The sequence below is a fragment of the Streptomyces sp. 2131.1 genome (genome assembly GCF_900105515.1).
Lineage (GTDB): Bacteria > Actinomycetota > Actinomycetes > Streptomycetales > Streptomycetaceae > Streptomyces > Streptomyces drozdowiczii.
Genome location: NZ_FNSY01000001.1, coordinates 4591453 through 4609010 on the forward strand (window position 1 = coordinate 4591453; position 17558 = coordinate 4609010).

Genomic DNA, 17558 nt, shown 5'->3' on the forward strand with positions numbered 1-17558 from the left:
CCTTGGCTGTCTGTGCGCCGCCAGGGACTCGAACCCCGGACCCGCTGATTAAGAGTCAGCTGCTCTAACCAACTGAGCTAGCGGCGCCTGCTGACCTGGAGAACTCTACCCGATCCCGAGCGGTGCTCCCGACCAATGTGCCGCCCTCCCGGCCTGTCGGATGGTCGTTTTTTCCCTTCTATCCGTCAAACTACGGTATGTCACGACCGTTGCCACACTGACGCCCGAGCAGATGCGCCCGAAGAACTTGACGACTGCGGAGGGGAATCGCATGACTGTGCCGGCCTTCGAGGAGTACGTACCCGCCAGCGACTGCCCCTGTCCGGGCTGCGCCGACCAGCGGCGGACCGCCGCCGGGGGGCTGCCCGTGCGGTACGGGGGACACCCGGCCGCGCACGGCGCGCGGCGCGCGATGGTGCTGGTCACCGCGGCGGGGGTGGTGCTCGGCGGCGGGGTCGCGGAGTCCGCCGGAGCCCCGGCCGACCCCGCCCCGGCCCCCGGAACGGGAGTGCCGGCCGGCATCAACCCGCTCCCGGACAGCCCTCAGGGCGTCCCCGGACCACTGCGCGGGTCCGGCGCGGCCGGGCCGCCGGCGGCCCAGTCGGCGGCGGCGCCGCGGGCGACGACCCGGGCCGACATCATGGACCGCGCCAAGAAATGGGTGACCGCGCAGGTCCCGTACAGCATGACGAAGTACTGGTCGGACGGGTACCGGCAGGACTGCTCCGGCTATGTCTCGATGGCCTGGAACCTGCCGGGCAACGAGTGGACCGGCAGCCTCGCCGCGTACGGCACCCGCATCGCCCGCGAGGACCTCCAACCCGGCGACATCCTGCTCTTCCACAACCTCGCCAACCCCGGGAACGGCTCCCACGTCACGATCTTCGGCGGCTGGACCGACTCCGCGCACACGCAGTACACGGCGTACGAGCAGACCAAGCCGCACACCCGCAGGCAGACGACGCCCATGGCGTACTGGACCAACTCCGCGAGCTATGTCGCCTACCGCTACAAGGGCCTGAGCACGGGGAAGTCCGGCAGCGAGGCCGGCGCGGAGCCGTTCCCCGGCGCCGCGAAGTTCGGCCCCCGGACCAACAACGCCTTCGTCACCCGGCTCGGCACGATGCTCGTCGCGCGGGGCGGGAAGCGCTTCTACAAGATCGGCCCCGATCCGGTCTGGACGAACGCCGACCGCAGGGCCACCCAGGCGTTCCAGCGGGCCCAGGGGTGGAAGGGCAAGGAGGCCGACGGCATCCCCGGCCCCGACACCTGGGAGCTGCTGGTGACCGGAACCGGCCACGACATCCCCGCCGCGAGCGGGCAGAGCGGCTCCAAGGCGGCTCCGGCCTTCCCCGGACGGGGGTATTTCCGGCCGGGTCAGTCCAACAGCCATGTCGACAAGCTCGGAACGCAGTTGGTGAAGAAGGGATACGGCGCGCACTACCGGTCGGGCCCCGACCCCCGGTGGACCGAGGCGGACCGGCGCAATGTCGAGGCCTTCCAGAGGGCCCAGGGCTGGCGGGGCAAGGAGGCCGACGGCTATCCGGGACCGGACACCTGGCGGCGACTCTTCGCGTGACACGACGGACATGACGGAGGCGGAAATGCGATCCACGGTGGACAGCTCCGGGAACCCGGAGCACGGCGGGGAGACGGAGTACGGGACGGTCCCGGTACGGGAATGGGTCGGCCCCGGCGGAGCGGGTAGCGTCATGGATGCCTGGGCCGCGCGGGCCGCGACGGAGCCGGGCGACCCGGTGGCGGAGGCCCGGCCGGGCCGGCACGTGCCGGGAGCGGCCGACCGGGACGCGGTTCCGGTGGCCGACGGGTTGCCGGTGCGGGACGCCGTGCCCGGGCGGGACGGCGGCGCGGGCCGGGAGGCTCCCCCGCTCTTCACACCGGTCTCGGTCTCGGTGCCCGCCGGGGGCGAGGTGGTGGTCGATGTGCCGGGCCCGGGCGAGGGCGAGCGGGCGGAGGCCGGGGCGTCCTCGGACTCCGGTACGGGTCGGGGCGCCGGTCCCGATTCCGTCGTCGACCTGGTGCTCGACCTGGTGCCGGGCGAGGACGACCGCAGAGGGCCGCTCGGTGCCACCTCGGCGTCGGTGTCGGTGCCCCCGGCGGCGGCAGCGGAGGCGGAGGCGGACGTGGAGGCCGACGCGAAGGCCGACGCGAAGGAGCCCGCGGATGCCGTGCCCGTGGACGCCGTGCCTGCGGATGCTGTGCCCGCGGATGCTGTGCCCGTGCCCTTGGACGTGGACGTGGCCCCGGAGCCCGTCGACGCCGTGTCGGCCCCCGCGCCCGAGCGCGAGCCCGTTCTCGCCGGTGTCGGGCCGGCCCTCGTGCCCGGCCCCGACGCGGGGAGCCGGACCGACCCCGGACCACGGACCGACCCGGGCCCCCGCCTCGACCCGCTCCGCGACAGCGGTCGCCACCAGGCCGTCATCGCCAACGAGCGCACCGCCTCCATCCCCGTGCACCTCCTCTTCCGCGAGGACCGCGCCGGTGCCGCCGCCGTGCCGGCCACCGTCGTACGGCCGGGCGGCGGCGAGCCCGGCGCCGGGGTGCGGCGGCCGCCCGTGCCGAGGGGCCCGCAGGTGCGGCCCTCGACGCGGCCCGCGCCCGACGCCGACCCCCGGCTGCACGAGCGGCCGGGCCCCGCGCTGCCCGGCTGGGTCGCGTTGCTCATCGGAGTCGGCGGGACCGCGGCGGCGGCCGGGGTGCTGTGGTGGACCGGTGTGGTGCCGGCCGCCGTGCTCCACCGCTTCGGGCTCGGCCCGCGACCGTACGACGGACTGCCCACCGGCGCCTGGGCGGCGCTCGTGTTCCTGACGGCCCTCGTGCTGTTCGCGCTCGGCGGGCTGACCCGGGGCCGGGTCGGGCACGCCTGGGTGCTCACGCTGTTCGGCCAGTACCGGGGGAGCGTGCGGCGGACCGGGCTGATGTGGATCAGCCCGCTGCTGCTGCGCCGCCGCGTCGACGTACGCCTGCGGCACTGGCGCAGCGAGCCGCTGCCCGCGGTGGACGCGAACGGCACGGCGCTGCGGGTCGTCGTCCAGGTGGTGTGGCGGGTCAAGGACACCGTGCGCGCGGCACTGGGGATCGAGGACCACGAGACGTATCTGCGCGAGCAGGTGGAGGCCGCGATGGCGCGGGTCCTCTCCCAGCTGCCCGCCGACGCCTTCCACGAGGACGCGCACACCCTGCGCAACGCGGAGGCGGTCGGCGACGCGCTGACGCGGATGCTGAAGGCGGACTGCGAGCCCGTCGGCGTCGAGGTGTACTCGGCGCAGCCGACCGGGATCGAGTACGCGCCGGAGGTCGCGGCGGCCATGCAGCGGCGCCGGATCGCGGCGATCGACGCCCAGCACCGGGACAGCGTCCTGACCTCGGTCGTGGACGCGGTGGACGACACCGTCAGCCGGCTGACCGAACGGGGCCTCGTGGAGCTCGACGACTACGAACGCAAGTCCCTGGTCAAGGACTTGACGGTGGCCTTCTACACCGGGCGGACCGGGGGCGACGGGGCCTGAGGATGTGCGGGGGGAGGTTTCGGGGCACCCGGAATCCCACGCTCATTGGTCTGGACATGGTCAAGGCGCGGCAATAATCTAAGCCTTGGTCTAGACCGCAGATCGCGCGTGCGCAGCAGTGCTCATGGAGTCCCCACTCCCCCCACGATCCGAGGAGCGACACCACATGCGTATGAAGGCAAGTGCGGCCCTGGTCGGTCTCGCCGTAGCGGGCGTCTCGATGTTCGCCACCAGCAGCGCCAGCAGCCACGGCTACACGGACAACCCGATCAGCCGTCAGAAGCTCTGTGCCAACGGCACGGTGACAGGCTGCGGCAATATCCAGTGGGAGCCGCAGAGCGTCGAGGGCCCCAAGGGCTTCCCGGCGGCGGGTCCGGCCGACGGCAAGATCTGCTCGGCCGGCCACGGCGAGTTCGCGCAGCTGGACGACCCGCGCGGCGGCAACTGGCCCGCCACCAAGGTGACGGCCGGTCAGGGATTCAGCTTCCGCTGGCAGTTCACCGCCCGCCACGCCACGTCGGACTTCCGCTACTACATCACCAAGGACGGCTGGGACCCCACCAAGCCGCTCACCCGGGCGGACCTCGAGCCGCAGCCCTTCATGACGGTGCCGTACGGCGGCAAGCAGCCTCCGGCGACGCTGACCCAGCAGGGCACCATCCCCACCCAGAAGTCCGGGAAGCACATCATCCTGAGCGTCTGGAACGTCGCGGACACCGCCAACGCGTTCTACGCGTGCTCGGACGTCCAGTTCTGACGTCCGCCGGTGCCCGTGCCGCGTGACTGACGTGCTGCCGGCGGGCAGCACGGCGAGCCCCGGGGAGTCCAGGACTCCCCGGGGCTTCGCTGTGCCGGCGGGACGGGCCGCGGTCAGACCTGCGCCGGGACCGGGGCGGCCGGCGCCTCGACGGCGGTCTGCCCGGCGGCGGTGGCGCCGGCCGGCCGGGTCGCCCGGCGCAGCAGGGTCGCGGCCAGCACCGCACCGGTCAGCAGGATCAGGGACCCGGTCACCGAGGCGTAGTGCATGCTGTGCACGAAGGCGTCCCGGCCGATCGAGATCAGCGAGTCGTCGCCCGTGGTCAGCGCGCCCGGCAGGGTCTTGCGGGCGACCTCGGGCGCGGCGGCGGGCATGTCGGCCCGGTAGACCGCGGTGGCGACGGCGCCCAGCAGGGCCATCCCCAGCGCACCGCCGAACTCCTGTCCGGTCTCCAGCAGCGAGGCGGCCGAGCCGGCCTTCTCCGCCGGGCTGACGGCCATCGCCATGTCCGAGACGAGCGCCATCACGGCGACGATGCCGCTGCTCATCACGGCCGAGCCGATCAGCAGCAGGACCAGCGAGTCGGTCCCGGCCAGGGTGAAGAGGCCGAATCCCGCCGCCCCGACGACGAACCCGCCGCAGACCACGTACGCCCGCTGGGTCCGCTGGGCGATGGCGGTCGCCGCGGGCGCCGCCGCACCGACCGCCAGCGACGGGGCCAGGCTCCACAGCGCGGCCTCCATCGTGCTCATGCCGAGCACCGACTGCAGGTACTGGGTGGTGAAGAAGGCCGAGCCCATCATCGCGAAGGCGGCCAGCGCGTTCAGCCCGATCCCGACGCCGAAGCCGCGGCCCCGGAACAGCTCCCGGCTGATCATCGCGTCGGAGCGGGTGCGCTGCCGGCGGACGAAGACCCAGCCGACGGCCAGCCCGGCGGCGATGATCAGGGCCCGCCCGGCGTCGAGCCCGTGGGCGGCGCTCTCCTTGATGCCGTAGACCACCGGCAGGACCGTACCCATGGACAGCGGGACGCTGAGGAAGTCGAAGCGGCCCGGGTTCGGGTCCTTGAACTCCGGCACCAGCAGGGGCACCAGGACCAGCAGCAGAAGCATCGCGGGCACGTTGATCAGGAAGACCGAGCCCCACCAGAAGTGCTCCAGCATGACGCCGCTGAGCACCGAACCGAGCGCCACACCGCCGGCCATGGCGCCCGACCAGATGCCGATGGCCTTCGCGCGCTGCTGATCGTCGCGGAACATGTTGCGCACGAGCCCGATGGTGGACGGCATCAGCGTCGCCCCGCCGATCCCGAGGACCGCCCGGGCCGCGATGAGCATCTCCGGGCTGTTCGCGTACGCCGCGCAGACGGAGGCGGCGCCGAAGGCGAGGGCCCCGATCAGCAGCAGCTTCCGGCGGCCGATGCGGTCGCCCAGGGAGCCCATCGTGATGAGGAGGCCGGCCAGGGCGAAGGCGTACACGTCGAAGATCCACAGCTGCTGGGTGGCGCTGGGGGCGAGGTCCCGGTCGATGGACGGGATCGCGAAGAAGAGGACGGAGACGTCCATCGAGACGAGCAGGAGGGGGAGGAGCAGGACCAGGAAGGCGGTCCACTCCCGACGGCCGGCGAGTGCGCCGGGGGCGGCGGTGGAGCTCGTGGGGTTCGTCATGCCAAGGAATATACGGCTGTTTAAAACAGCTGTCTAGTACGAGTGTGTAAAACGCTCGTACATGGCTGCGGGCAGCGCAAAACGCACGAGGCGGTCTCCGTGGATACGGAGACCGCCTCGTGCGTTGTCTGTGCGCCGCCAGGGACTCGAACCCCGGACCCGCTGATTAAGAGTCAGCTGCTCTAACCAACTGAGCTAGCGGCGCCTGCTGACGTGAAAATAATACCTGGTCCGGAGGGGTGCTGATGACACACCCGTCCCGGGCGGCCGGACACGGCCTAGAGGGCCAGTGACAGCAGCACCGGCGCCGCGCGCCGGTTCAGCGTGTCCGCCGCGGCCCGCAGCCGGTGCGCGTCCTCCACCGGCATCGACAGGGCCAGGCAGCCCGCCGACGACCCGGCCGTGAGCGGCACCGCGGCGCACACCGTGCCGACCGCGTACTCCTGGAGGTCCAGCACCGGGACCGTGGCCGGCTGGCTGTCCAGCTTGGAGAAGAGGACCTTCTCGCTGGTGATCGTCCGCGAGGTCAGCCGGGCCGTCTTGTGCCGCGAGATGTGGTCGCGCCGGCCGTTCTGGTCGAGCTGGGTCAGCAGGCACTTGCCGATCGCCGAGGCGTGCGCCGCCGACCGGAAGTCCACCCACTCGTTGACGGCAGGGGTGAGCGGGCTGTCGGCGTACTGCGTGACGCGGATCTCGCCGTCCACGTACCGGCTGATGTAGACCGCCGCGCCGACCGAGTCGCGCAGCTGGGCCAGGGTCTGCTGGAGCTTGGACTCCAGGGCCTGCCGGCGGGCCGCGCCCGAGCCGAGCAGCACCAGCGAGGCGCCTATGACGTACGCCCCGTCGGTGATCTGCTCGACGTACCCCTCGCGGCGCAGCGTCAGCAGCAGCGAGGAGAGGTGGCCGACGGGCAGGCCCGTCTCCCGGGAGATCTGGGTGTCCGTGACCCCGCTGCCGTGCTTGGAGACCGTTTCGAGAACGCGCAGGGCGTACTGCACCGAGTGGAACGGTGCGGTCGGTTCGGGCTTCAACGCCACGGCTTCCCCCTGCCAGTTGGAACCGGAGGCCGGCTTGTGGCCGGAGGCTTCGCCCCCACGATAGCCGCCGGGAGCCTGTTCAGGGGGCGGTGCGGCGGACTCGCGGGTGCGCCCCGGCGCTGCTAGCAGGGGCGCACCCGTACGGCATATGCCGGTGTCATGCGCGGCCGACGGATGCCGAGGTCACAGCACTGCGTTGAGGAATTCGCGCGTGCGTTCGTGCGAGGGATCGGTGAAGATTTTTTCCGGCGAACCGGACTCCACGACCCGCCCCGCGTCGAACATCAGCACCTTCTCCGAGACGTCACGGGCGAAATTCATCTCGTGCGTCACACAGAGCATCGTGATGTCGGTGTTCCTGGCGATGTCGCTCAGCAGCTCCAGCACCCCCGCCACCAGCTCCGGGTCCAGCGCGGACGTCACCTCGTCCAGGAGCAGGATCTCCGGCTCCATCGCCAGCGCGCGGGCGATCGCGACCCGCTGCTGCTGGCCGCCGGAGAGCTGCGAGGGGTGCGCGTCGACCTTGCCGGACAGGCCGACCAGCTCCAGCAGCTCACGGGCCCGCGCCTCCGCCTTGTCCCGGTCCATGCCGAGGACGTTGACGGGCGCCTCGGTGATGTTCTGGAGCACCTTCATGTTGGGGAAGAGGTTGAACTGCTGGAAGACCATGCCGATCTTCCGGCGGGCCGCCCGCAGGTGCTTCTCGGACGCCGGCTTCAGCGAGCCGTCCTGCCCCCGGATGTGTGTCAGCGGCTCGCCGTTGATCCAGATCACGCCGTCGCTGACCCGCTCCAGCGTCATCAGGAGGCGCAGGATCGTCGTCTTGCCCGAGCCGCTGGGCCCGATCAGGGTGACGTGCTCGCCGCGCTCGACCGTGAAGTCCAGCTCGTCGAGGACCGTGTGGTCGCCGTAGCGCTTGACGACCTTGTCGAAGCGGACGAGCGGGTGCCCTTCGTCCTTGGACACGGCGACGGGCACGACGTCCTCGGCGGCCGTGGCCGCGTTCTTCTGCAGGGGGAGGGGCTCAGTGGCCAAGGCGCTTCTCCAGCTTCCTCATCAGGAGGGACGTGGGGTAGCTCGCGACCAGGAAGATCAGGCCGGCGAGCGTGAACACCTCGGTGTAGACGAAGTGCTTGGTGCCGTAGTCGCGTGCCTGGAAGACCATCTCGTGCACGGTGATCACGGCGAGGAAGGGCGTCTCCTTGAACATCGAGATCGCGTAGTTGCCCAGCGCGGGCACCACGTTGCGAACGGCCTGCGGCAGGATCACCGCCTGCCAGGTCCGCCGGGGCGTCAGCGACAGCGCCCGGCACGCCTCCCACTGCCCCTTCGGCACGGCGTCGATGCCGGCGCGGTACACCTCGGAGGTGTACGTGGCGTAGTGGACGCCCAGCACCACGATGCCGACGGTCAGCGGCTCCACCGAGGTGAACAGTGCCGCCGCGCCCACGAGTTGCACGATCAGCGGGGTGGAGCGGATGAACTCCATCACCGCCTTCACCGGCACGGTCACCAGCCGCGACGGGGCCCGCCCGGCCACCGCGATGGCCAGCCCGAGCACCGCGGCGACCAGGGTGCCGAACACCGTGGCCAGCAGGGTCGTCCAGAACCCGTCGAGGAGCAGGGGGAACGCGTCGCCGACGGCGCCCCAGTCGAAGTCCTTGGTCACCGGGCACCTCCGGCCTGGGCGGCGGACACGGCGCTACGGCTCTTCAGCAGGCTCTTCCCGCCCGCCGCCAGGCCGAGCCGCCGCTTGGCGGACCGCTCCAGCAGGTTCATGAGCAGGGTCAGGGCGTAGGCCAGGACGAAGTAGCAGACCAGCAGCGTCGCGTACGCGGTGAGGGTCTCGCCCGTACGGCTGCGCAGCTTCTCGATGGCGGTCATCAGGTCCGCCGCCGAGATCAGCCACAGCAGCGGGGTCGCCTTCAGCAGCTGGATCAGCAGGTTGGTGAACGACGGGATCATCTGCACCCACGCCTGCGGCAGGATCACCTTGCGCATCCGGTGCAGCGGCGACATGTTCAGCGCGAGCGCCGCCTCGTACTGCCCGCGCGGTACGGAGTTGACCGCGCCGCGCACCACTTCGGCGCCGTACGCACCGTAGTTGAGGCCGAACGCCAGCACCCCGCAGAGGACCGGCGTCAGTTCGTACCCGGTCAGCTGCGGCATCGCGTAGTACAGCCAGAACAGCTGGACGTACAGCGAGGTGCCGCGGAAGAACTCCACCACCACGCGGGAGACCCCGCGCGACAGCATGAGCCGGCTGAGCGACATCAGGCCCAGGACGAACGACAGGAGCAGCGCCGCCAGGGCGCCGAACACCGTGGCTTCCAGGGTCACCCACAGCCCGGACCGCAGCTGCGGCAGATCGTCGGCGAAGGCCGAGAAGAAATCATTCATGCGGTGGGTACCGTCCCCGTCAGCCCTTGCACAGATCGGCCGTCTTCAGCGTGGCCGGCGGCAGTTCGGTCGCGCCGAAGCCGTAGTCGCGCAGCAGCTCCACATAGCGGGACTTGTCGGCGACGATCTTCTTCAGCTCACGGTTGAAGGCGTCGCGCAGCTCCTCGTTGCCCTTGCGGAAGACCGCCCCGCCGGGGCTGTACTGCTTCTCGCCGTCCAGCTCGGGCAGGAACGCCTCGGTGACCTCGGTGCCCTCGTTGGTCTTGGCGAGCCAGCGCAGCGAGATCCCGGTCAGCAGGAACGCGTCCACCCGGCCGCCCTTGACCGCGTCCGCCCCGTCCTGCGGCTTCTGAAGCGTCTTGATCCTGCCCTCGGGGATGCCGGCGCCCTTGGCGTACGAACCCTCCACCGCGCCCGCCATCACGCCGATGGTGATCCCGGCGGCCTTCGCGGAGGCGAGGTCGGTGACCTTCTTCGGGTTGCCCTTCTTCACCATCATGGCGGTCGGCGAGATGAACTCCGGCTCGGAGAAGAGGGCGTTGGCGCAGCGCTCCGGGGTGATCGCCATGCCGGCGCTGACCACGTCGTACTTGCCGGCCTGGAGACCGGGGATCAGGCTGTCCCACTCGGAGAGGGTGGGCTTCAGCTCGTCGACACCGAGCGCCTTGAAGATCTCGCGGTGCAACGTGGGTGCCTCGCCCTTGAGTTCCTTGCCCTCCATGTAGCCGTACGGCGCCTCGTCGGCGTACGCGACGCGTACGAAACCCTGCTTGCGGAGCTTCTCCAGCGCGCCTTCGCCGTCTGCGGAGCCCTCGCCGGCCTTGCTGCACGCGGCGAGGAGGCCCGGGACGACGAGCAGACCGCCCACCGCTGCCGATCGGTTGAGAAATCCCCGGCGGGACAGGTTCGGGAAGTCAGCCATGGTTCGCAATCTCCTGAAGGGGTCGAACAGTCCGGACAGGCTTGGCGCCTGCCCGATCCGGGGCTTCTATTCAGGAAGAGGGCGCATGTAATCGAACGGTGGCCGGAGGGTGACCTTCCCGTGTCCGGCGGCAGGCCGGTAGGCGGGGTTTCGTAGGGGATGCCCCGTACGCGGCTCCGTACCGCGACGGGTGCCCGTACGGGCGCCGTTCATGCGTGCCGGGCACCCGTCCGCTCGTCCCGGAGCGATATCCGGGGCGGATGGCGGAATACTGGAACACGAGCGGGGAAACCGGTCAGTGCCGCCGCGACCGCGCGCGGCAACAGACGCAGGCGCAGAGAAGCAGGCGCAGAGAAAGGGTGGACATGACGACCGTCGGATTCCTCTACCCGGGCCACTTCGCCGAGGACGACTACCCGCGCATGGAGATCCTCCTCGACAGCACCATCAGACTCGTCGTCCACCACACCGAGAGCCCGGACGCCGCCTACCGCGAGGACGCCCTGAGCGCGCTGGGCACCCCCGGCAGGCTCGCGGCCGGCATCGAGGAGCTGCAGCGCTCCGGGGTCCAGTCCATCGTCTGGGCCTGTGACGGCGGCAGCTTCCTGTACGGGTGGCAGGGCGCCCACGACCAGGTCGCGGCCCTCGCCCGGGCGGCGGGCGTGCCCGCGTCCAGTACCTCAATCGGCTTCGTCCACGCGGTACGGAAGCTGGGCGCCGAACGCGTCGCGGTCGCCGCGACCTACCCCGAGGCCGTCGCCGAGCGGTTCACCGCGTTCCTGCGGGAGACCGGCCTGGAGGTGGCCGGCGTCCACGCGGCGGGCGTCACCGACGCCGCCGAGGCAGCCTCCTGGGACGCGGACCGGCTCCTCGGGCTGGCACGGGCCGCCGACCGCCCCGACGCCGAGGCCGTCCTGATCCCCGACACGGCCCTGCACACCGTCGCCCACCTCCCCGAGCTGGAGGAGGCGCTCGGCAAGCCCGTCCTCACCGCGAACCAGGTGGCGGCCCGCGAGGCCCTGCGCCTGGCCGACCGCCCGGCCTGGGCGCCCCGGCTCGGCGCGCTCTTCGCCAACCGCGAGCAGCCGCCGGCCCCGGTGACCTGGGGGAGCGGACGGGCTTACGCGCACGGCGAGAAGAGCTGAGACGGCAGGCCCGGGAATAAACGGAGTCCCCCTCCTGTTCTGGCCTCCGGACGTACGAGGTACTGAAACGCACCACCGGAGAGGCCAGAACGTGGACGAGATCCGAGGCGAGCAGATCCAGGGCGACGAGATCCGCGGCACGGCCCGGGGCACCGCCCCCGTGCCGCTGTCCGTGCTGGACCTGGTGACCGTGGGCCAGGGCCGCACGGCGAGCCAGGCCCTGCGCACCGGCGTGGAGATCGCCCAGCTCGCCGAGCGCCGCGGCTTCCACCGCTACTGGGTCGCCGAGCACCACTCGATGCCCGGCGTCGCCTCCTCGTCCCCGGCCGTGATCCTGGCGCACACCGCCGCCCGCACCGAGCGCATCCGGCTCGGCTCGGGCGGCGTCATGCTGCCCAACCACGCCCCGCTCGTGATCGCGGAGCAGTTCGGCACGCTGGAAGCGATGGCACCGGGCCGCGTCGACCTGGGCCTGGGCCGCGCCCCCGGCACGGACGGCGCCACGGCCGCCGCCCTGCGCCGCACGGACCGGCTGAACGAGGGCGCGGATGATTTCCCGCAGCAGCTCATGGAGCTGACCCGGTTCCTGGACGACGACTTCCCCGACGGCCACCCCTACGCCCGCATCCACGCGGTTCCCGGACCCGTCCAGGCCACTTCCGAGGGCGGTGTCCAGTCCCCGGCACGCCCGCCCATCTGGCTCCTCGGCTCCTCCGGCTTCAGCGCCCGGCTCGCCGGGGTGCTCGGGCTGCCGTTCGCCTTCGCGCACCACTTCTCGGCCCAGAACACCGTCCCGGCGCTGGAGCTGTACCGCGACTCCTTCAAGCCGTCCACGGTCCTGGACGCCCCCTACGCCCTGATCGGCGTCGCCGCGCTGGCCGCCGACGACGAGCGCGAGGCCCGGCGCCAGGTGCTGACCGGCGCCCTGTCGATGCTCCGGCTGCGCTCCGGGCGGCCCGGCCTCGTCCCGACGCCCGAGGAGGCGGAGGCGTACGCCTTCTCCCCGATGGAGCGCGAGTTCGTCGACAACTGGCTGGTCAACATCGTCCACGGCACCGCCGACGAGGTGCGCTCCGGCCTCGACGACCTGGCCAAGCGCACCGGCGCCGACGAGCTGATGATCACCGCCAACGCCCACAGCGGCGAGGCCCGGCTGCACAGCTACGGCCTGATCGCCGACGCGTACGGCATGCCGCAGTCGTAGGGGTCACGCCCCCGGGGCGCGCGTCCCGATCAGTTCGGCGATGCGCTCCGGGGCGACCGCCCGCGAGTAGAGCCAGCCCTGCCCGGTGTCGCAGCCGATCCGGCGCAGCCGCTCCGCCTGGCCGGCCGTCTCCACGCACTCCGCGGTGACCGTCAGGCCCAGCCGGTGCGCCAGCTCCACCATGGCCTCGACGATCGTCTCGTCGGCGGGGCTGGGATGCGTGCCGTCCTCGTACCGGAAACCGCGCACGAAGGCGCCGTCCAGCTTGAGGACGGATACCGGCAGGCGGCTCAGGTAGGCGAGGTTCGAGTAGCCGGTGCCGAAGTCGTCGATGGCGATGCGCACGCCCATGTCGCTGAGTGCCTGGAGGGCCCGCAGCGGCCGGCCCGCCGAGCCCATCACCGCGGACTCGGTCAGCTCCAGCTGGAGCAGCGCCGGATCGAGCCCGGTCTCCGCCAGGATCTCCGCGACATCGGTGACCAGGTCGGAGTCCCAGACCTGGCGCACCGCGACGTTGACGCTGATGAACAGCGGCGGCTTCGCCGGGTGGTCGAGCTGCCACCGCCTGGCCTGCCGGCAGGCGGAGCGCAGCACCCACCGGCCGAGCTGCACGATCGAGCCGTCCTCCTCGGCGATCGCGACGAACCGATTCGGTGAGAGCACGCCGAACTGCGGGTGGTTCCAGCGCACCAGCGCCTCGACCCCGCGCACCACGCCGTCCGCCATGCCGACGAGCGGCTGGTACTCGATGGTGAACTCGCCGCGCTCCACGGCCGGGCGGAGCGTCGACGACAGCGCCTGGCGGGTCATCCGGTGGGCGTTGCGCTCCGGGTCGAACAGGGTCCAGCGGGCCTTGCCGTCGGCCTTCGCCCAGTACAGCGTGGTGTCGGCGGCCTGCATCAGACCGGTGGCGGACGTCCCCGCGACGGGCCGCTCCACCACCCCGATCGACGCCGAGACGGAGAGCCGCTGCCCGGCCAGGTCGAAGGGCTGCTGGAGCGCCCCCAGCACCGCGCGGGCCAGGTCGGTCAGCTGCTCGGTGCCGGTGGACTCCTCGACCAGGACCGCGAACTCGTCGCCGCCGAGCCGGGCCACCAGCGGGGCGCCGGCCGGGTAGGCGCCCTCCTGCTCGGCGCAGTCCGTCAGCCGGGCGGCGACGGCCGCGAGGAGCCGGTCGCCGATCCGGTGGCCCAGGGTGTCGTTGACCGCCTTGAAGCCGTCCAGGTCCAGGTAGCAGAGCCCGACGCGGGAGCCCCGGCCCTCGGTGTGGGGCGGGGGCCTGAGCGCCGCCGACAGCCGCTCGAAGAACAGCGTCCGGTTCGGCAGCCGGGTCACCGGGTCGTGCATCTGGAGGTGGCGCAGCCGGTTCTGCAGTTCGCGCCGGTCGCTGACGTCCGCGACGGACAGCAGTACCTGGCCCGGTGCGCCGCCGTCCTCCGCCTCCCGACCGCCCGGCATGGGCACGACGGTGATCTCGGCCCACAGCGCGCGCCCGTCGGGGTGCTTGAGGGGGCGGGTGCAGCGGAAACGGGAGCGCCGGCCGTGCAGCACCTCGCGGTAGGCGTGCCAGGTGCGGGCGTCCGCCGCCAGGTCGACCAGGTCGCCGGCCGACTGCGCGGTGAGCGCCGCGGCGCCGGTGCCGGTCAGCGCGCCGAGGGCCTCGTTGGCGGCGACGATCAGGCCCTCGGGGTCGACGACGGCCATCGGCAGGGCGGCGGCCCGGAACGCGGCCCGGTAGTCGTGCGCCGCGGAGGCGGACACGTCGGGCGTCCACTTCTTGTGACTCTCCGTCACCATCGGTGGCTGCGCAGCGGGTGCCGTGGGCCGCGGCCCTTCGGGGGTTGCGTTCACCGTTCGCTCCGCCCTGCAGTTCTGTCCCGGACATCTCCGGTCGGACTGGCCCGCCGCGTGGAGCGCCGTCGTGAGAGGCGGGAACCGCGCAGGAAAGCGAGGTGAAGCATAGAGGGCGGCGCCCCGGCCGTTCCAGCGCCCCGCCCCTCGGGCACCCCGCGTGCGACCCGCACGGCCGATGTGGGCCCGGATCCGGTATGTCCCCAACTGATTGTTTCTGCGCACCTCTGTTCTCTCGCGTTGCGCGAGTGATCGATTGTGACTGTCCGTGAAGGAGGTGGTGAGTGGGGCGGTCGACACGACTGGGGGAGTCCCACGTGACGAAACAGTCATAACCCCACAAAGTAGACGCGAGGGTTCCAGGGTCCGTGCCCCGTGCCGGAGTCGTCCGCGCCCACGCCGGAGGTATCCGCTCCCCGTACCGGAGGTAGATGTGCCGCGTCAGCCCGGGCCCTCAGGGGTGGAGAGGCCGAGCCCGCGCGGCCTGGCGGCCGGGCTGATCTCGCTGGTGGCGCTCGTCGCCACCTCCCTCGTCGCCGGACCCGCGGCCGCCGCCACCGGAGACGCGACCCCCTGCGCCCTGCCCCGCACCCCCGCCCACCACTCGCTCGGCATCGACCGCTGGAACGGCGCCTACCCGCGGCCGGACCGCGCCCTGGACGCCGTGATGGTCTTCCTCTCGTTCCCGGACGCCCGGCCCGCCACCACCCCCGCCGAACTCACCTCGGACTACTTCCCGGCCACCACGCAGTTCTTCCGGCGCGCCTCGTACGGGAAGTTCACCCTGCGCCCGCACCCCCAGCGGCAGTGGATCCGGATGCCGAGGCCCTCGACCTGGTACGGCATACAGCGCGACTGGGCCAGCGACCGGCGCGGCGCCTACCTGCGCGACGCGATCCGGGTGGCCGACGCGAAGATCGACTTCTCGAAGTACGACATCGTCTACCTCGTCGCGGACCCGGACGCCCCCGGCGTCGACTCCGACGCCACCAAGGTCGTCAACTTCGACCGGCCGCTGCACGCCGACGGTACGGACATCAGGCGCGTCGTCACCGTCTTCGAGCAGCACCCGCCGGACCACAACGTGCTGGCCCACGAGACCGGGCACGTCTTCGACCTCCCCGACCTCTACCACCGGCCCTCCGACGGCAAGGGCGACTGGGACACCTACGTCGGCGACTGGGACGTCATGGGCAGCCAGTTCGGGCTGGCGCCGGACCTCTTCGGCTGGCACAAGTGGAAGCTGGGCTGGCTGGACGACCGGCAGGTGGTCTGCGTCCAGAGCGACCGGGTCGTCACCCTCGAACCGATGGCCGACGTCCCCGTGCCAGGCGCCTCCCTCGGCACCCGGCTCGCCGTGATCAGGACCGGCGAGGGCAGCGCGGTGGCCGTGGAGGCCCGGAGCTCCACCGGCAACGACCGCTCGACCTGCGCCGAGGGCGTCCTGCTCTACCGGGTGCGCAACGAGACCCCGTCCGGCGGTGGCCCGGTCGAGGTGCTCGACACGCACCCGGACAGCGACGCCTGCTGGGAGCGGTCGGTCTACCCGCCGCTCGCGGACGCCCCGCTGCGCGTCGGCGAGACGTACTCCGTGCCCGGCGCGCACGCCACGATCGAGGTCGCGGACCGGACGCCGTCGGGCTCGTACACGGTCCGCATCACCACGGGAGCCTGACCCGGCCCGTACCGGACAACGAAGAAGCCCCTCGCTCTCGCGAGGGGCTTCTTCCGTCTGTGCGCCGCCAGGGACTCGAACCCCGGACCCGCTGATTAAGAGTCAGCTGCTCTAACCAACTGAGCTAGCGGCGCCTGCTGACGTCGTAGACCTTAGCACCCTGATCGGCGAGAGGAAAAATCGAAATCCGGGGAGTCGGAGCGGGCACCGACCGGGCCACCCGCACGCACGCCCACAGCAGCACGTCCGGCCCCGGAAGCCAGGGGGTACGCGTGTCCGGCGCCACCAGCCAGCGGGGCCCCGTGTAGCTCTCACCGCAGGTCAGGGGTGGAACCGTCACCGCGTCCCCGGTGCCGTGGCAGAGCAGCGGGGGCACCTTCGTACCGCCGCCCTCCTGGCTCTGCGGGCCGCCGCCCCACTCCTCCCAGTCCAGCAGCGAGGGCAGCCGCTGGGCCGTGCCCGGGGTGGCGAAGAGCAGCATCCGGCCGCGGTGCGAGGCGACCGGTCCTGAGCCGGGGCCGTCCGCCCACAGGTGCTCCAGCATCCGCCGCCCGAACAGCGTGGGCACGTTCACCACGTCGAACGCCGTGCCGCACGGCAGGACCCCGGGGGCCGTCGGGCGCGACTCCCACTGGGACAGGGCGCTGCGCGGGTACGCCGTCGCCCCGGCCAGCCACGCGGCACCGGCCGCGGTCACCTGAGCCGTCTGGTTGCGCGCGGGCTCGCGCAGGGCGGCGAAGAGCTCCGCCTCGTGGCCGGCGGGGAGGCAGGGTCCGTCGCCGTGGTGCAGGGTCGTTTCGTCGGGCAGCCATGCGGTCATGTGCACAGGTCTACCGTTCGTGATCAACCGGATTCCGAGAGTTGCCGAAAAACGGGACGCGATAACCGCACAAGGAGTATGGTTCGCCCGGGCATATGCCGGTGGTGCTACCCGGCCGCCTACGACGGCGGCGCGTTCAGCAGAGTGCGGCCGAACTCGACCATCTTCTTCGCGTAGTCCTCGGTCCATTCCGCACGCCGAGCGATGTCTGCGGTCGTGAGCCGGTCGAACCGGCGCGGATCCGCCAGCTGCGCCGCGGCTATCGCCTGGAACTCCACCGCACGGTCGGTCGCGGCGCGGAACGCCAGGGCCAGTTCCGTCGCCCGGCCCAGCAGCTCCTTCGGATCGTCCATCGACTCCAGGTCGAAGAAGTGCTCCGGGTCCGCGACCGCCGCGGCCGGCTCGAAGAGCAGGGGTGCGGGACGCAGCCGCTGCTGCTCGCTCCGCTCGGGTTGTGCCATGTGTTCTTCCTCCTCGGACGGCCCGACGGCCACCCTCCATTGTCCTGCCGCCCGCAAGGGCGCATACGCCCCGCCGCCGGGGCGCACAC

The 17558-nt window shown here is 72.0% G+C and carries 15 protein-coding genes and 3 tRNA genes; 6 read left to right on the forward strand and 12 right to left on the reverse strand.

Annotated features, from left to right (window positions below; all coding sequences use genetic code 11):
• Positions 1-13: 13 nt before the first annotated feature.
• Positions 14-87: transfer RNA gene (locus BLW14_RS20670), tRNA-Lys, on the reverse strand.
• Positions 88-271: 184 nt separating this feature from the next.
• On the opposite strand from BLW14_RS20670, the gene BLW14_RS20675 reads away from it, so the two are divergent.
• The 3 genes from BLW14_RS20675 (at position 272) to BLW14_RS20685 (ending at position 4287) form a co-directional block, all read left to right on the forward strand.
• A complete protein-coding gene (locus BLW14_RS20675) occupies positions 272-1579 on the forward strand; it encodes a peptidoglycan-binding protein (protein WP_093708706.1) in 1308 nt (435 codons plus the stop codon).
• Positions 1580-1604: 25 nt separating this feature from the next.
• Positions 1605-3530 (forward strand): SPFH domain-containing protein, encoded by a 1926-nt coding sequence (locus BLW14_RS20680; protein WP_093708707.1) that lies wholly within the window; start codon positions 1605-1607, stop codon positions 3528-3530.
• Between the two features lie 166 nt (positions 3531-3696).
• Positions 3697-4287: a lytic polysaccharide monooxygenase auxiliary activity family 9 protein gene (locus BLW14_RS20685; protein ID WP_093708708.1), complete on the forward strand. Its 591-nt coding sequence runs from the start codon at positions 3697-3699 to the stop codon at positions 4285-4287.
• A 113-nt stretch (positions 4288-4400) separates the two neighbouring features.
• On the opposite strand, the gene BLW14_RS20690 is transcribed toward BLW14_RS20685, so the two are convergent.
• The 7 genes from BLW14_RS20690 to ehuB form a co-directional block, all read right to left on the reverse strand.
• Positions 4401-5954 carry an MFS transporter gene (locus BLW14_RS20690; protein WP_093708709.1) on the reverse strand — a complete coding sequence of 518 codons (1554 nt, stop codon included), beginning with the start codon at positions 5952-5954 and terminating at the stop codon, positions 4401-4403.
• Between the two features lie 131 nt (positions 5955-6085).
• A tRNA-Lys gene (locus BLW14_RS20695) sits at positions 6086-6159 on the reverse strand.
• Positions 6160-6232: 73 nt separating this feature from the next.
• Positions 6233-6991: an IclR family transcriptional regulator gene (locus tag BLW14_RS20700; RefSeq protein ID WP_093708710.1), complete on the reverse strand. Its 759-nt coding sequence runs from the start codon at positions 6989-6991 to the stop codon at positions 6233-6235.
• A gap of 183 nt (positions 6992-7174) precedes the next feature.
• Positions 7175-8026, reverse strand: a complete 852-nt coding sequence (gene ehuA, locus BLW14_RS20705) for an ectoine/hydroxyectoine ABC transporter ATP-binding protein EhuA (RefSeq protein WP_093708711.1) — start codon at positions 8024-8026, stop codon at positions 7175-7177.
• A complete protein-coding gene (gene ehuD, locus BLW14_RS20710; RefSeq protein WP_073965055.1) occupies positions 8016-8660 on the reverse strand; it encodes an ectoine/hydroxyectoine ABC transporter permease subunit EhuD in 645 nt (214 codons plus the stop codon). The genes ehuA and ehuD overlap by 11 nt, the downstream gene beginning before the upstream one ends.
• The gene (ehuC, locus tag BLW14_RS20715; protein WP_093708712.1) at positions 8657-9391 is read right to left on the reverse strand and encodes an ectoine/hydroxyectoine ABC transporter permease subunit EhuC; all 735 of its coding nucleotides are present in this window, start codon (positions 9389-9391) and stop codon (positions 8657-8659) included. The genes ehuD and ehuC overlap by 4 nt, the downstream gene beginning before the upstream one ends.
• Positions 9392-9410: 19 nt before the next feature.
• Positions 9411-10313 (reverse strand): ectoine/hydroxyectoine ABC transporter substrate-binding protein EhuB, encoded by a 903-nt coding sequence (gene ehuB / locus BLW14_RS20720; RefSeq protein WP_093708713.1) that lies wholly within the window; start codon positions 10311-10313, stop codon positions 9411-9413.
• A gap of 365 nt (positions 10314-10678) precedes the next feature.
• Here ehuB and BLW14_RS20725 point away from each other — a divergent pair, with 365 nt between their 5' ends.
• Together BLW14_RS20725 and BLW14_RS20730 are read left to right on the forward strand one after the other, a co-directional pair.
• The gene (locus BLW14_RS20725; protein ID WP_093708714.1) at positions 10679-11458 is read left to right on the forward strand and encodes a maleate cis-trans isomerase family protein; all 780 of its coding nucleotides are present in this window, start codon (positions 10679-10681) and stop codon (positions 11456-11458) included.
• Positions 11459-11549: 91 nt separating this feature from the next.
• Positions 11550-12662, forward strand: a complete 1113-nt coding sequence (locus BLW14_RS20730; RefSeq protein ID WP_093708715.1) for an LLM class flavin-dependent oxidoreductase — start codon at positions 11550-11552, stop codon at positions 12660-12662.
• Positions 12663-12665: 3 nt separating this feature from the next.
• Here the strand turns inward: BLW14_RS20730 and BLW14_RS20735 are convergent, their stop codons facing one another.
• The gene (locus BLW14_RS20735; RefSeq protein ID WP_177154041.1) at positions 12666-14459 is read right to left on the reverse strand and encodes a putative bifunctional diguanylate cyclase/phosphodiesterase; all 1794 of its coding nucleotides are present in this window, start codon (positions 14457-14459) and stop codon (positions 12666-12668) included.
• Positions 14460-14946: 487 nt separating this feature from the next.
• Here BLW14_RS20735 and BLW14_RS20740 point away from each other — a divergent pair, with 487 nt between their 5' ends.
• A complete protein-coding gene (locus tag BLW14_RS20740) occupies positions 14947-16188 on the forward strand; it encodes a M6 family metalloprotease domain-containing protein (protein WP_256332850.1) in 1242 nt (413 codons plus the stop codon).
• A gap of 60 nt (positions 16189-16248) precedes the next feature.
• On the opposite strand, the gene BLW14_RS20745 is transcribed toward BLW14_RS20740, so the two are convergent.
• The 3 genes from BLW14_RS20745 to BLW14_RS20755 form a co-directional block, all read right to left on the reverse strand.
• A tRNA-Lys gene (locus tag BLW14_RS20745) sits at positions 16249-16322 on the reverse strand.
• A complete protein-coding gene (locus tag BLW14_RS20750) occupies positions 16313-17008 on the reverse strand; it encodes a bifunctional DNA primase/polymerase (protein WP_093708718.1) in 696 nt (231 codons plus the stop codon). Before BLW14_RS20750 ends, BLW14_RS20745 begins: the two co-directional genes overlap by 10 nt.
• 119 nt (positions 17009-17127) lie before the next feature.
• Positions 17128-17469, reverse strand: a complete 342-nt coding sequence (locus tag BLW14_RS20755; RefSeq protein WP_093710799.1) for a hypothetical protein — start codon at positions 17467-17469, stop codon at positions 17128-17130.
• Positions 17470-17558 lie beyond the last annotated feature (89 nt).